Annotated in this window: 11 protein-coding genes; 7 read left to right on the forward strand and 4 right to left on the reverse strand. The window is 46.7% G+C overall.

What is annotated here, in order from left to right:
• Positions 1–48: 48 nt before the first annotated feature.
• The 6 genes from NDI48_03130 (at position 49) to NDI48_03155 (ending at position 6,259) form a co-directional block, all read left to right on the forward strand.
• The gene (locus NDI48_03130; protein ID MEP0830195.1) at positions 49–489 is read left to right on the forward strand and encodes a hypothetical protein; all 441 of its coding nucleotides are present in this window, start codon (positions 49–51) and stop codon (positions 487–489) included.
• A 73-nt stretch (positions 490–562) separates the two neighbouring features.
• Positions 563–2,344: a hypothetical protein gene (locus NDI48_03135; GenBank protein MEP0830196.1), complete on the forward strand. Its 1,782-nt coding sequence runs from the start codon at positions 563–565 to the stop codon at positions 2,342–2,344.
• Between the two features lie 19 nt (positions 2,345–2,363).
• On the forward strand, positions 2,364–3,233 hold the full coding sequence (locus tag NDI48_03140; GenBank protein MEP0830197.1) for a hypothetical protein: 870 nt from the start codon (positions 2,364–2,366) through the stop codon (positions 3,231–3,233).
• A 135-nt stretch (positions 3,234–3,368) separates the two neighbouring features.
• Positions 3,369–4,013, forward strand: coding sequence for a hypothetical protein (locus NDI48_03145; protein ID MEP0830198.1), 645 nt, complete (start codon positions 3,369–3,371; stop codon positions 4,011–4,013).
• Positions 4,014–4,081: 68 nt separating this feature from the next.
• Positions 4,082–4,243: a hypothetical protein gene (locus NDI48_03150; protein ID MEP0830199.1), complete on the forward strand. Its 162-nt coding sequence runs from the start codon at positions 4,082–4,084 to the stop codon at positions 4,241–4,243.
• 387 nt (positions 4,244–4,630) lie between these two features.
• Positions 4,631–6,259 carry an NAD(P)H-quinone oxidoreductase subunit 4 gene (locus NDI48_03155; protein MEP0830200.1) on the forward strand — a complete coding sequence of 543 codons (1,629 nt, stop codon included), beginning with the start codon at positions 4,631–4,633 and terminating at the stop codon, positions 6,257–6,259.
• Between the two features lie 311 nt (positions 6,260–6,570).
• On the opposite strand, the gene NDI48_03160 is transcribed toward NDI48_03155, so the two are convergent.
• From NDI48_03160 to NDI48_03170, 3 genes are all read right to left on the reverse strand, one after another.
• Complete coding sequence (locus NDI48_03160) at positions 6,571–7,632, reverse strand: response regulator (GenBank protein MEP0830201.1); 1,062 nt, start codon at positions 7,630–7,632, stop codon at positions 6,571–6,573.
• Positions 7,622–8,005: a response regulator gene (locus tag NDI48_03165; GenBank protein MEP0830202.1), complete on the reverse strand. Its 384-nt coding sequence runs from the start codon at positions 8,003–8,005 to the stop codon at positions 7,622–7,624. The genes NDI48_03160 and NDI48_03165 overlap by 11 nt, the downstream gene beginning before the upstream one ends.
• Positions 8,006–8,205: 200 nt before the next feature.
• On the reverse strand, positions 8,206–11,625 hold the full coding sequence (locus NDI48_03170) for a response regulator (GenBank protein ID MEP0830203.1): 3,420 nt from the start codon (positions 11,623–11,625) through the stop codon (positions 8,206–8,208).
• Positions 11,626–12,408: 783 nt separating this feature from the next.
• Between NDI48_03170 and NDI48_03175 the strand changes: the two genes are divergently transcribed.
• Positions 12,409–14,811 (forward strand): GAF domain-containing protein, encoded by a 2,403-nt coding sequence (locus NDI48_03175; protein MEP0830204.1) that lies wholly within the window; start codon positions 12,409–12,411, stop codon positions 14,809–14,811.
• A 512-nt stretch (positions 14,812–15,323) separates the two neighbouring features.
• On the opposite strand, the gene NDI48_03180 is transcribed toward NDI48_03175, so the two are convergent.
• Positions 15,324–15,758, reverse strand: a complete 435-nt coding sequence (locus NDI48_03180; GenBank protein ID MEP0830205.1) for an anti-sigma regulatory factor — start codon at positions 15,756–15,758, stop codon at positions 15,324–15,326.

The raw sequence follows: 15,758 nt of genomic DNA on the forward strand, positions 1-15,758 counted from the left end.
TAGTCTAATATGCAAGCTATCTTTATCGCTTGAGGCAAGCATAAGCGTATGGCAATCAGCGACGACTTCAAAGAACAACTTAAGGCAGGAAGGATTGTGGATGCCCTAACCCTGGCACTGGGTGAAGCCGTTGAGTTGGAAATTACCACCTGGGTATCTTCATCCAAGAACCCAGAGACTAACACCACAGCAGAAACAGCCAAGCCGGCTCCCGATAGCCGTATGCGTACCCGCATGAATATCGTAGATGGTGCGATCGATAATGAAGTGGGCAGTCGGTTCATTGGGAATGGCCCTTATACCGAACTGCGAGAATTCCATATGGAACAAGTTCAACAAGGACGCCAAATTATTCAGCACAATTTGGAAAACTTACAACAACTGTTTACTGTTCTGACCAATACCTTAACCCACCTACCACCGGCATCACGCCGACTAGGGGATGGAAATTCTGCCCTCCCTCCCTCCGAGCCAGACAATAAACAGTAAAAATTGACAATACGGAAACATTTTAGGCAGTTTCTTGGCCAGCGAACCGCCGATTTCAGTGGGGATAGTATATATGGCGTCTAGCGATGACTTTAAAGCACAACTTAAGGCGGGTAACATTCCTGAGGCACTGGCTCTAGCCCTCAGTGAAGCGGTTGAGTTGAAATTTACCACCTGGGTGCCCACAGAAGAGGATGTAGAGACATCGGAAGCCAAGCCCGGTCATCGCCTGCGTACCCGCATCAATATGATTGAGGGAGAGGTTGAACACGAGGTTGGTGAAGAGTTTATCGGCAATGGTCGCTACCGGGAATTGAAGCAATTCCACCTGGAGCAAGTCGCTGGAGGCAGTCAGTTAATTGAAAACAACCTCAAGAGTTTGCAAAAGCTATTTGAGGTTTTAGTGGCTCTGCGTTATCCAGATACAACCCCTCCCTTCATTGAGCCTGAATCCCTGGATGCCCAGAGTCAATTATTACCAACGGTTGAGGAAACCACTGAGCCTAGGCCAGTCGTTGAGCCGACCGAGGTAGTAACAGATGCAATAGTCAGTCCAGACATCGTCACACAAGAAGATATCACTCCAGAGGCATCATCGGTCTCGGAACTTCCTGTTTCTTCCCTGACACCATCGACAGAGAAGGACTCAGTATGGGTAGAGGAAACAGAGGACGAGGAGGATGATGACGATTGGGATGACTCTGTATTAGATTTATTGGAGTCTTTGCCCGTCGCGCCACCCCCTAACCCAGAGACTTCCGAGTCAGACCTACGTGAAAATTGGGAGTGGAGTGATACGGTTGAGGGAGAATCGGAGACTGAGCCAGGGGCATTCAACCTACCCGCCCATCAAGATTGGGAAAATCTCAGGCCAGAAGATTTTGCTTCGCCCTCAGCAGCAGAACCACAGAACCTAGAATCCTCAAGCTTTCCAATTGATCAGGATTTGAGGGAGCTTGTGGCGGAACAATCGGAGTTTGAGCGGGAAGAATCAGACTCGCTGGAAATTCAGCATTGGGAAAATCTCATCAGTCGGGACGATTTTGAATCACTCCCAACCTCAGAACCACAGCACCTCGAAGCCTCAATCTCTCCCGTGGATGAAGACTGGGGAGACTTCATGGGGGAAGAACCGGAGTCGGCTCAACGAGAATTAGACTCACTCGGAAATCAGGATTGGCCAACTCTCAAACGGGAAGATTTTGCATCGCCTTCCACCTCAGAACAGGAAAGCCTGGAAGCAAGAAGCCCATTGGATGAGGATTGGGGGGACTTCGTTGACCATGAAGCAGATACAGAGTTAGACAAACCCGTTCCTAATTTGGAGTCTTTGGACTTAGAAGAGGATGAAGAATGGGATGATTGGGTGATGGATGCGCCGCAGCCTGCACTTGAGGCACCTTTGATCGATATGGAGTCCTTAGAGTTGGTAGAGGATGAGGACTGGGGGGACTTAGTGGAAGACACAGATCCCTTTGCCAATCCCTCTGTGGATGAGTTGAGATCGGACTTAGAAGCCAATGAGGATTGGGATGACTTTACGGCGGATAAACTTGAACCCTCTAGAGCTTTCTTAGATCGAGATCACGATATAGGCGCGGGTTTTGATTGGTCTGAAACCCTAGACGATTTGACCTCGGATGAGTCGCAGACGAACAATCGGAATCTAAACAACAACCAAGAGTTAGAGTTTTCCCCAGATTCAGAGGCGTCACCAGCGTCTGAGCCAGGAGTTTCTGACAAACCATCTGATACACTGACAGGTCAAGAGCCGGATGCAGCCACTCAGCCGAAATCTGCTGGCAAACAAGTGCCACCCCCACCGCCTCCCAAGTCATTCCCCAAACCAGAATAGCTAGAAGTCAGGTAGATTGATGGCGATGATCAATACTCAAAACCGAAAGCGAAAAAAGACGACAGACTTAGTCGCACCCCACTCCCACCAAAGTCAACCTGCCGCTTCTGGGTTGAATCGAAACCTAAATGAATTTTTACACTCCTTGGGGGAAGTTCTGATCGACATCACGGCAGTTGAAGTGAACACGATGGTTGTTGAGCAGATTACAGGGGACAAGTTCATCGCTTGGGAAGCCTACCGAGATATTTATCCGATCTCTGGGGAGTATTTGGAACAGCAGGGAATTCACGAGTCTTTGCGCGATCGCTATCTGGAATTACGCAAAACCCTGGAACTGGAGTACGCCTTGCTCCTGAGTGACCCATCCTCGGAGTTTTACAACCCCACACTTCTCGATTCGACCTCAGGGGAAAACCCGATTCTTACCGATCCAACGGTAGAAATGCATCATATCCAAACACGGCTACCAGACCCGATTAGTCCTACCCATTCAGAAGAGATTCTCAAAGCCCAACGAGTCCTGAGAAACTGCCGCTTCTTACGCAGCTTGCGAAAGGTCAGTGAACTCAAAACCGCACTGGATAATCGAAACAAGGCTTTGTACCGAACGCTGGCACAGCAACCGGGCTATGTTAAACCCGAAGTTCTGCACAAAGCCGTCACGACGGATATGATTTATGCCCAAACTGTGATTCAGCTAGATGGTGATGTGATTAACCGCTACTCTCAGGAAATTTTGGATCATCCTCATCGGGATGTGATTCTCCAAATTCACAAAGAGGGTGTTACGGCTGGGGAAAAACAGTGGCGCGGACTGTTGGAGTTTGTCATTGGTTTGGTGCAGGCGTCGCTGCAATGGAATTCTGGCAAGGATGGATCTCCCTGAAATTCAACGTAACCACAACGGTGAGGATAGAGTAAATTTCCCGTGCCGCATTCTATTTCCCGAAAGCACTCCAACAAGACTAGGGAGCGTAGGGTTCTCAATTTAGAACCCTATATCCAATTTGAGCAAGAGCGAATGAGTCGTTCTCGCGTGGTGTTTCACAGCATTCGCTTCAACTTAGATCAAGACGTTCTCCAGCAAATTCAATCTGCACAAGAGGTGGGTTGCCCCCTTGAGCTTTCTCCTCAGCTTCTAGCCGATTTGCGCTATTACGCTCTGATTGATCCAGAAAATCACCTGCGGTCAGAATTAACCTTTTACACTTACTTTGTGCAGGACGGTTACCCAGAGGCGCTGATGCGGAGTGTGATTTCAACCGATGGAGAAGTCTTGCATCAGATTAAGAACAATTGTCTAGAATATCCCGACTTTTGTCGCCAGATTACTTTGGCTCACCATTGGCTGATCGATCAACTGCTGAGTCAGCTCCATCTGAGGCGTTTGGTGAATGGGAATCGGCTGATTAGGGTGCTATCTTGGTTGATTGTGGTGGCGATCGCACTTCTGTGGATACCCCTGCTCATCCAAGTTAACCCTTGGCTTTTATTGGCCCTGCTAGTGGTGGCGTTGCTCTTGCAACGGGTGTTACAAAACCTAATGCGGCTACGATTGCCGTCTTTTAGGCGCTGGTTCGGGCGTCAACTCTTGTCGGGCTTGCTCTCGCATAAGCCCCTAGAGAAGAAAATTGCCAAGGGTATTCTCGCACGGTTAGTTCCTTAATCGAAAATTATCCCGACTAGAGAGAAGAGCGGCAGAAAGAAGGTTTGGAGACGCATTTCTACCAAACCATGAAATTGTTTAAAACCCTGTTAATAGTTCTGGATATTGTATTAGCTTTAGCGGCAGCTTATGTTCTGTTTCCCACGCTAATTGAAGCGGCAGCTACTTTACCCATTGCACTCGCTGTTCTGTTGGGTGCTGGCGTGATGCTAATTATCTATGGGGATTAGAATGTGAAGCCCAGCGAGATTTCAGGCATTTTCTTCCCTTTCCCTAGTAAGCTGTTGTCCATGTCACTGGCATGACTCGGACGAGCCAGGTTGATCGACGGTTTACCCCTAGAGAATTTGGGCGACGTAGGTATTACGAAGTCGCCCCGCAATTCATCTCACGCTCATCCTACCCATTGAGGCGTGCGGCTTCTAGCGACTTAAGCTAAATGTATAAATTGAAACCATTAATACGGTTGACGCCATCGGTTTTTGATGAATATGCTGCTCAGCATTGATTCAATACAATTATGAAGATTTGATGGCCTTATTGACGGACTCTTTTCAAAGCTTTACTTAACTTAATAAAATAAAAGAGTCGGCAACGATAGGTATATATTCTCAGTAATGCTTAATAGTCAATTTCCCTGGCTGACCACTATTATTCTGTTGCCCCTATTAGCCGCTCTAGCGATTCCCGTCCTACCGGATAAAGAAGGTAGAACCGTCCGCTTGTATGCGCTTGGGGTGGGTTTAATTGATTTTGCCTTAACGATTTACACCTTTTGCAACCACTACGATTTACAAAGCTCCACATTCCAACTGGTTGAAACCTACCCTTGGATACCCCAGTTGGGATTGAATTGGTCAGTTGCCGTCGATGGTTTGTCGATGCCACTAATTGTCCTCACTGGCTTAGTGACAACCCTCGCTACCCTAGCCGCCTGGAGAGTCACCCAGAAACCCAAGCTGTTTTATGCCCTCCTCCTGATTCTGTACAGCGCTCAGATTGGCGTCTTTGCGGCTCAGGATTTACTATTGTTCTTCTTAATTTGGGAACTAGAATTAGTTCCGGTTTATCTGCTTATCTCTATCTGGGGCGGGAAAAAGCGCCTCTATGCAGCGACCAAGTTTATTCTTTATACCGCAGCAGGCTCAATATTTATCTTGGTAGCGGCCTTAGCGATGGCCTTTTATGGCGATACCGTTACCTTTGATATGCAACAGCTAGCGCACAAGCACTATCCCATCGCCTTTGAACTGCTAGCTTATACAGGCTTCTTAATTGCCTTCGGCGTCAAACTCCCGATATTCCCTTTACATACCTGGTTACCGGATGCCCACAGCGAAGCATCTGCCCCCATTTCGATGATTTTGGCGGGTGTGTTGCTGAAAATGGGCGGTTATGGGCTAATTCGCATGAATATGGAAATGCTGCCCAATGCCCATATTCACTTTGCTCCCGTACTCGCGATTTTGGGTATTGTGAATATCGTGTATGGGGCATTCACAGCCTTTGCTCAGGAGAATCTCAAGCGTCGGCTGGCTTACTCTTCAATTTCCCACATGGGCTTTGTTCTCCTTGGCATTGCTTGTTTCAACGACTTGGGAATCAACGGTGCCATGCTGCAAATGCTCTCTCACGGACTGATTGCCGCTGCACTCTTCTTCCTGTCGGGTGTTGCCTATGATCGCACACACACCTTGTGGATGGAAGAAATGGGTGGAATGGCGAAAACCATGCCCAAAGCGTTTGCTTTGTTTACCGCTGGTTCGATGGCGTCTCTCGCGTTGCCAGGGATGAGTGGGTTTGTGGGTGAGTTGTCGATATTCTTAGGAATTACCACCAGTGATGCTTACAATCCAGCCTTCAAAGTTGTGATGGTTTTGTTAGCCGCCGTGGGATTAATCCTCACCCCGATTTATCTCCTCTCCATGCTGCGCCGCGTGTTTTACGGAAACGCAAATCCGGAACTGAAGGTAGAGAAATATTTGGGTGATGCCAATCCTCGCGAAATCTTTATCACCGCTTGCCTGTTGGTGCCGATTATTGGAATTGGTCTGTATCCTAAAATGCTGACGCAGACTTATGATGTGAAGACCGTAGCGATCGCCGCTCAGGTTCGTCATGCGTTGCCCGTGATTGCACAAGATAGCTCTCGCTTGTACTCAGAAACGTTTACAGCACCACAGCTTCCGACACATCAGCCTCAGCCATTGTTGGGTATTGTTCAGCCAATTTCTGGTTCACGGTAAACCCAGAAATCCCAATCCAGATATTTGTAGGGTGCGTTACATGTTGTTAACGCACCCTATCATTTTTGACTCGTATAAACATTACGAGAAATCGCTGCTTGAATCTCCTCTAGTCTTAACGTTCTCCTCTAACTCTTTCTTCTCTCCTCAGCGAACTCTGTGCCTGGAGTGGTTCGTTTAGAAAAAGGGATAGTCAACCCGGATTAGTATGAGATACTCATTATGCGATTATGTGATGCGAATTACTGTCAGCTCCATTAGAATCTACATTCGCCTGTAGTAGGGTGAATAGAGAATCCTTTGAGAAAAAGTTAAACGATTTGTCGCCCTGTAAGTAGATAAGTTGTCATCTCCCCCTTGCCTTTAATCGGGATAACCCCTCGCTCTTTAAAAGAGTATTTATTTTGTAAGATATTGTAAGTTGTTGAAGAGACTTGAATGCAACTCGCTAAACCGAAAGATTCCATGCGGCTAGCGATATTCACGGTATCTCCCCATAGATCGTAAATAAACTTGTTCGTCCCAATCACCCCAGCGACAACGGGGCCAGTGTTTATCCCGATCCGCATTGTTAACGGCTCATAGGTGTCTCCCTGAAATTGGGCAACAACGTCTAGCATATCAATCGCCATTTCTGCGATCGCTTCAGCGTGATTGCTCCGTGGTATGGGCAAGCCCCCAACCGCCATATAGGCATCGCCAATGGTTTTAATCTTCTCTACCCCATGCTGTTGGGCTAATCGATCAAACGCGGAGAAGATGTGATTGAGCAAGCTGACAATTTCGATGGGCGTGTGATGAGCCGAAAGCTTGGTAAATTCAACAATGTCAGCAAACAAAACCGTGACTTCTGCAAAGCTGTCGGCAATGATTTGATGTCCCTGTTTCAACTTCTCAGCCACAGGCATGGGCAAAATGCTCAGCAGTAAGCGATCCGTTCGTTCCTGTTCTGCTTGCAATTGCTGGAGATAAAATTGCTCTTGATCGCGCAACCATTTCTTCTCCAAGCAGTTCCTAATCCGGGCAGCGAGCAATACCGCATTGAAGGGCTTAGGGAGATAGTCCTCTGCTCCCAGCTCAATACATTCCACCACACTATTAATATCATCCACCGCTGAAATCACAATCACGGGGATATGGCGCAGGTTGGGGTCGTTTTTGAGATGCTCTAACACTTGATAGCCATTCATTTTCGGCATCATAATATCGAGCAGCACCAGATCAAACAGCTCTTGTCGCATCAGCTCTAGTGCTTTGACTCCATCTTCGGCTACAGTAACCGTGTGCCCCTGTCGTCGCACCCGACGCGCCAACAAGTCGCGATTCGCTTCATTATCATCAACGACCAACACACGGCCTTGTTCAGGTTTCATGACGTAACTTTTTCTCTAATAGCGCCTGAATCTTAGCGAGTAAACGCGAAAACTCGACGGGTTTAGTATCGTAGTCGTCGCATCCTACCTCTAAGCATTTTTCGCGATCGCCCGCCATAGCATGAGCCGTTAGGGCAATGATGGGAATCCCACGGGTTTCAGGTGCGGCTTTGAGTTGCTGCGTGGCTTGCCAACCATCCATGACAGGTAAACTCATATCCATCAAGATTAGATCAGGCTGCTGTGCCTGAGCTAGCTCAATTCCCTGTATCCCATCCAGAGCAATCAAAACTTCATGCCCCTTGCGCTGCAAACGTCGAGATAACATATCTCGGTTCATCTCGTTGTCTTCAACCAACAGGATTTTTGACATGAATCTCTTCTTTCCCCAGACTACGGCTCTTGCCCATAGAGTTAAAGGTTTATCTTTAGAAGCTTCCTAGTGCAGGATGGCAGAAATAACTATCCAGTTGAAAAAGGTTAAAAAGCTTAATGTACAAACTTTATTGCCTTCTGCCTTCTGCCTCCTGCCTTCTGCCTCCTGCCTCTTGCCTTCTGCCTCCTGCCTTCTTCTTAGCTAACGGAACCCGATACCAGCTTGCGAACTTGGCTCAGCAACTCCTCGCGAGTGTAGGCTCCCTTTTGCAGAATATTTTCCACATAACCATTGAGCTGCTGTCGGTCTTCTGCTGTGATTTCTTTAGCCGTTAAGATCACAACCGGAATGGAACGCCATGCTTCGTTTTGTTGCAACACATTAACAAAGGTAAATCCATCCATTTGAGGCATCATCAAGTCCAGCAAAATTAACTCAGGTTGTTGGTTTGCCATTTGCTCCAAGGCAACCTGACCGTTTTCAGCTTCCATCACCGTCCATTGTTCTTTTTCCAGCATCCGGCGCATCATCTCACGAGTGGGTGCATCGTCTTCAACCAGCAAGAGTCGGCAGGGGTGACGCTCACCTCGATATTTATTGAGAATAGCGCCTAAGCGATCGCGGTCAATCGGTTTAGTTAAATAATCCGATGCACCTAAGGCATAGCCTATATTCTTGTTATCCACGATTGTGAGCATAATCACCGGAATATGTGCTAATTCAGGATTAGCCTTTAGTCCCGACAACACAGCCCAGCCATCCATTCTGGGCATCATCACATCCAGCGTGATGGCATCGGGTTGTAATTCCTGGGCTAAAAGTAACCCCTCCTCCCCACTAAAGGCACTGGCTACTCGAAATCCTTCCTTACTGAGAAAGCGATGCATCAAGTCATGCACGGTTGGGTCATCATCAATCACGAGAATGGTTTTGGCTCCAAGGGGCACTGGAGTCGATTTCAAGGGCAACGATGGAGTCGGCTGAGCTTTGGGGTCGAGGACGATTGCCGGAAGATGGATGGTAAAGGTAGAACCCTTGCCCACCTCGCTTTCCACCGTCACATCTCCTCCCATCATCTGGCATAGTTTCTTGGTAATGGCTAACCCCAGCCCAGTGCCGCCATACTGGCGCGTCGTCGAAGCATCCGCTTGAGTAAACGCCTCAAATAGCCTCGACATTTGTTCTGGAGTCATGCCAATTCCCGTGTCCGTCACCTGGAAGGAGATCCAATCTGGGCTAATGACGGGGAGAGAGGAGGAGGACGTACCGATTGATTCCTCCTCTTGAATGGGAGTTGAATAATTCTCCCCATCTCCGCCTCTTCCCCGACTCACCGTCAGGGTAATCGTACCCTGTTGGGTAAACTTGCAGGCGTTGCTCAGGAGGTTAAATAAACTCTGACGCACTTTCGTTAGGTCAGCGTGCATAGAGCCGAGTTTGTTGCCAAACTGTATGTTGAGAATATTGCTGTTCTTATCGACCAAGGGTTGGAGAGTCGTCACCACATCCTCAGCCATCGCCGAGATATCGAACGTTTCCAGATACAGTTCCATCCGACCGGCTTCAATCTTCGAGAGGTCGAGAATATCGTTAATCAGTCCAAGTAAATGCTTACCGGCGGCATGAATCTTTTGCAAGTCGGGAATAAAGTCTTCTTGTTCTAAATCTTCGGCTTCCTCTTGCAACATTTCACTGTAACCAATAATTGCATTAAGGGGTGTACGTAGTTCATGACTCATGTTGGCGAGGAATTGACTCTTGGCACAGTTGGCGATTTCTGCCGCTTCTTTAGCCTGTCTTAGTTCGGCTTTGACCCGTTCGCGTTCGGTAATATCATTAATCAGTGAGGTGACGCCCATCACCTTGCCGTCATCGTTGAGTAATACCGTGTTGTACCAATCACAAGTGATGACCTTGCCGTCTTTCGTGACGTTTTCATTCGTACTCCGAGTCCCACCCTGTTGTAAGAGAAGGGCTTGCCACACTTGACTTACCTGCTCTTTGACATTTTCGGGAACAATTAATCCAACCGCAGGGCGACCGATGGCTTCGCTTTTGCTGTAACCAAAAATGGCTTGTGCTGCCGGATTCCATTCCACCACTTCAAAATTCACATTCCACTCAATGACGGCTAGGGATGTGTGTTCTAAATGGAATGAAAGTCTTTGTTGGGATTGTGTCAGTTCTTCTTCCGCTTGTTTGCGACGAGTGATATCTTGAACAGCACCTTCGTAATAGAGGATTGTTCCTTGAGTATCTCGGACGGCACGAGCACTCTCTGAAATCCAGCTCATTTTGCCGTTTTTGCCATAGATTTGAGACTCGAAATCAGATACAGTGCCATGTTTTTGAATCAACTGTTTGAACTCGGTTCGGCGGTTAGGGTCAACATAAAGTTGTTTTGAAATATTAGTTAAATTGGCAATTAATTCCTCTGGTGATTCGTAACCATAGATGCGGGCGAGAGCGGGATTGGCGCTTAGATAATGCCCATCAAGGGTGGTCTGAAAAATTCCATCGACGGCATTTTCAAAAATAGTACGATATTTCTCTTCAGTTTCCCGCAGAGCATTCTCTGATTGTCTGCGCTTGTTCTGACTGCGGGTAAAAGCCCACAAAACATAAAGGATGGCGGCTAGGACAAGCAATGAAAAGGCCAAAACTCGATATTTCTTCCAAGAAAAAGCGTTAATGCGTTTTTCTAATAACCCATCGAGAGCCGTAGATACTTGATCGTAAAGTTGAAACTGGGTATCGATCGCTTTTGTCGCTTCCTCAAAATAGTTCTCGAATTGAATATCGATTGTTTTAGGAAGAATTATTTTTTGTTCGACTAAATCCAAAAATACATCTGTAGAACTGAAACTTTCTTGAGCGTAAACCTCTAGTTTATTTCTGAGGTTAGGATTTTTGGTGAGAGAGACTTGTAAACCCCGACGTAATGACTTGTTTGGAGCTTCTATCCAGCCTAATAGAATCGTGATTTTAGTTTTTTCCTCGGCGGTGATCTGCTTTTGCACAATTGCACCGGTGCCCAACCCTCTAATTTGAGCCATATTTTCAGTCATAGAGGGGAGCTTGATTACTGCCGCATCCATCAAATAATAACTCTCTAGCACCGGATCGAGAATCAGATTGGACATATCTCCGACATGTGAAATCAACGTGAGAATGTCAGCAATCAATGCCGTGTGGGCATCAAAGCTTTCTTGAGGATTCAGAATCAGCGCTTTACCTTTTAGTGTCTGCCACTTTTCCTTTAAGGTTATCCATTGTTCTGTAGTTTGGAGTTTGCTACCGATCTGTTGATCAACCAGATCAATGGCTCTGATATCATCTTCGATTTCTGACCGTTTTAAATTAATTTGTTGCTCAAAAGAAGTACCCCCTTTCAAATAACCATTAACCATCCCTCGATGCTGCTGTACATCTTCTAAAAGTTGTCTGACAGGCTGGTTATACTGAAGTCCCAGTCTCTCTTTTTGGGCGAACTTAATTCCTACATCAATTTCGGCTAGCAGTTGATAAACGACGACGGCAAAGGGTAGAAGGAAAATGAGAAGTAATCCAATTAAGCTGAATTTTCCAACGACTGGCTGATTTAGCTTTTTTTTCAAAGTGATAATCTCCTGTTTTTATGAGAAGTTGAACTGAGCGAGACTCAACAGGTTTCACCCAGGCAGCTTATTGACGTTTATATCGGCAATGTTGGATACAGAACCCAGCTCAATAAATGCTTTGTTACTAAGCAATAGCAGTGGTTCCGGTTCATGTATGGCGTATTACAATCTTCGTCCATGTGTCTGCATAGACGGGAGATTTGAAAAAGATTTCTCAGGGCAGATCACACCCGACTATATTAATCGGCTCTTAGTCTATATTGCCAGAGTTAGGTCACTCTAAAAATAGACCGTGCCACTGGGGATGAGGCTGAAATAGAGACGAGTCAATCAGCTAAACTAAGCTAAATACCGGAATACTTGGGTGATTACGAAAGGGTATCGCTCGCTTGTTGCCCCTGGAAAATCAATAACTTCAGAAGTTAGATTATTGGAAGGCTCATACGCTTAAAGCACCTAAGAACCGCTGAAAATCTCCCTCCGATGCTCTAGTCCTCAGCCTATTGCTCCTATTTTTAGGTCACAATCAAAAATTGAGTAGGGTGCGTCCTCCTCAACCCAACGATGACTGACTCGACAGCTTAGGGCGGGGATCTGTGCTTTAAGCGGTGTTGAAAGGACTCGGCAATGGGTGTAATAGCCGATAGCTCTTTTCGGGTTGAGTCGATCAAGTGTTAGCAACCTCGTTTGAGGAGGTATAACTCTTGATCTTTGATTGTTCGTCACTGAGGTTGCCCGTAAACCAACCGTGATACGCTGCCCTTAATCATTACTGTTTGCATGCCTACCCGTAAGCCAAGCTCCCATGTGGAGAACGTCCAATCGACAAAGGACTTAAAGCTCGGTGCCGACGCACAAAGCCAGAACGAGCCGTCTATCACCTCTTCAGAATCAGAGTCTCAACCATCGCCTAACTTCCTTGATGAGCTGGTTAACGCTTTCCTCGAAGACGATCTCTCACTAGACTTAGAAGATGAAGATGAGCCGCTCCAGCCGATGAAGAAAAAGTCGAACTGGCTGACTCATTTTCAGCATCATAGCCAGTTGCTGATGGCTGTGGTAGAGCCTGGTAGTTTCACCCTACGTTATGCCAATGACTACTTCTGGACACTGATGGGTATGACGGAGTCTGGCTCTAAGTTAAAGGGTCAAGACCTCCATTTATCAGACTTATTACCGGATTTTAAGGGTACAGCCATTGAATCATTGTACCGACAGCACATCCTACATCTGATATTCCGAGATATTTATCAGATTAAGGTTCCCAGGTCACGGCTGCTGGATCAACCTGTAATTGTTTCCTTGAAGAGTCCTCTTTATCCAGAGCCACGTTGGATTGAGTTGGCGTTTCGCTCAGAGCAAATGAACATTTCCCGTCTGGATGCTCAAATCGATGAGTTGGCGGATTTGGATTTGGAGCCGTGGCGAATGGCGGAGGGTGCTGTTAAGTCCATCGATTGGGAACCCTTGGAAGCTTGGAAACAACGGCTGCGCTTGGACAATTACCAGCTAACCGGACAACTCCTATTGGAAGGTTCGGATGTGACGGAACGGGAAACCATTCGCCATATCATTGGGTTACTGATTGACAGGGATTCGATTCTCCGTCCTGATAAGTTTCGCCGGATTAATAAACGGTTGCGATCGCTGTTTCGGGCTACGAATAGCTTAATTCTGAGTACGGAGAATGAGCATACACGACTGTTCATGAGTACCGAGCGTAAGGAATTAAGAGCCACGGTACACTCCTTAGAATCTCTCGCTGGGTCACATTTTTTGCGAGCGGCAGATGCCAATCGCGTCTGGAATGTGCCTGACTTAACTCAAGATTGCCAAACCGATTGTGAGCGATCGCTACTCAATCAGGGGGTACGTTCTATGTTACTCATTCCCTTGGTGGTTAGACCCCTAAAATCCGGCAAAGGTTCGCGACAGTTGGCGGGAATTGTGGGAATCATTAGCGATCGCCCTCATAATTTTGATGGCGTTGATTGCAAATATGCGGAAGAATTAATGCCTGCGTTTACCGCTGCTTTGCGTCAAGCGATTCAGCAGCGCTTTACCAATATTCACCCCTCGGTGGAGTGGCGCTTTTTGCAAGAAGCCGAACGCCGGAGTTGGGGATTAGCGGCAGAACCCATTGTTTTTGCCAATGTCTATCCCTTATACGGTATCTCAGATATTCGCGGCTCCTCGGAAGAGCGCAACCGTGCGATTCAGTCTGATTTACTGGAACAATTTCAGCAGGGTTTACAGGTTGTGGACGCTGTGTGTCAGTTCCACAAGAGTTCTTTAGGCGAACAGCTACGACTGGATTTACTCGAATATATCGAACACCTCAAAGAACGAGTGACGGTTGATGCCGAAGTCACCGCGCTGAAATTTTTGAGCGATCGCCTGGAACTCTACTTAGACTATTTTGCCCAATGTGGTGCGGATGCTCAATCTGCGGTGGAAACCTACCGTCAAAGCTGCAACAACGACCATAAATCGGTCTATGTATCCCGCGCCCACTACGATAAAACCATTAGCCAGATTAACGCCCTATTGAAACAAACCTGGGAACGCTGGCAAGTCCGGATGCAACAAATTATTTCTCATTACTGTGATGTGGAGTCCACAGACGGCATCAATCACATGATTTATGTGGGGGAATCCATCGACTCCAAATTTTCCATCTATCATCTGCGGAGTCTACGCTACGAACAGCTACGCGCCGTTTGTGACTGTGCTCGAACAGCGTTCAAGTTTCAAACCCTCTACAATACCCAAATGGAAGTCACCCACTTGGTTTTAGTGCAAGACCAGACAGTGGATATTATCCATGATGAAAATACTGAAAAACTGTTTGAAGTGCGAGGAACACGGGACATCCGCTATGAAATTGTGAAAAAGCGGATTGATAAAGCGGTTGATGAAGAATCCCGAACTCGCATCACCCAACCGGGAATGGTTACTTTGGTTTATTCCACTGAAGAAGAGTGGTCAGAATATCAACAATATCTGCGTTACCTGGCTCGTGAAGGCTGGGTGGATACAGAAATCCAATCCGGTACGGTTGAACCCTTACAAGGGATAACGGGTTTAAAATTTGCCCGTGTCCGAGTTGTACCCTCCACCGAGGGGGAAGAACCGGAATTAGTGAATCCCAGTGATTCTGTGGAAGAAGCCGTGGTTCAATAAGCGGTTGTGCATCCAAATGGCAGATTTATTGGGATTGTGGGTTATCGGGAATGGGTCGAGTCTGACGAGGTTGTCACCAGGCAACCATGAGGCTTCTTCCTATCCCGATTAACCGACGTGAGTCAACACGGCATGAAGATATTTTAGAAGCGAGGATGACTTAGCCCTACAACCCAATAGTGTGCATGATTCAGTTTGGAGTACATGCAAAACATAGCCTATACCCATTTCTGTGTAACGCTTACTAAGCATATTATCTCGATAATATGCACTTTAAATACTAATTATCTTATTGTGGAAATTAATACAAGCTAAATTATCAAAAGTTATACTTTAATTGAGTTTCTCTGGCAAAAAAACCAGAATATAGATAAATTCTGCTCAAGCAAAGCCGCTCAAAAAAATTACTTCGAGCAATACATCCATGTATTGCTAGGAGCAGAGGTCTTTTCATCTTTACCCGTCAGGCTCAAACCAAGAACCTTGACGCCGCATCAAAATTCTGATGATGACTAATATTTCGATTTCTCAGCTTTGGGTAAATTAGCCTCCAAGGTCAAACAGTTACGACCATTCACCTGTAAGCGATATTCCACTCGATCCATCAATCGATTCATAATCAACCAACCATACCCACTTTCCTGCCGATCCTCTGGATTGGGCGGTAGATAAGTGGATAAGTCAAACCCTTGACCGTGATCCCAAATCTCCACGATAATATCCCGATCTTTAACTTCCAAGCGAATCAAAACTGGTAAATTGGGTTGGTTTCTATGAGCGTGGCGCACGACGTTGGAGTAAGCTTCTACTAACGCCAATCGCAAACGACTGGATTGACGTGGCCAATCTACAGAGTCACCGAGTTCCAATTCCAAAGTGCCGAGCAGCCAGCTTTCCACAATGCTCAAAAACTTCAAGTCGCTTGGTATGTGCAACTCCGTTTTCAT

Source organism: Microcoleus sp. AS-A8 (genome assembly GCA_039962225.1).
Taxonomy (GTDB): Bacteria; Cyanobacteriota; Cyanobacteriia; order Cyanobacteriales; family Coleofasciculaceae; genus Allocoleopsis.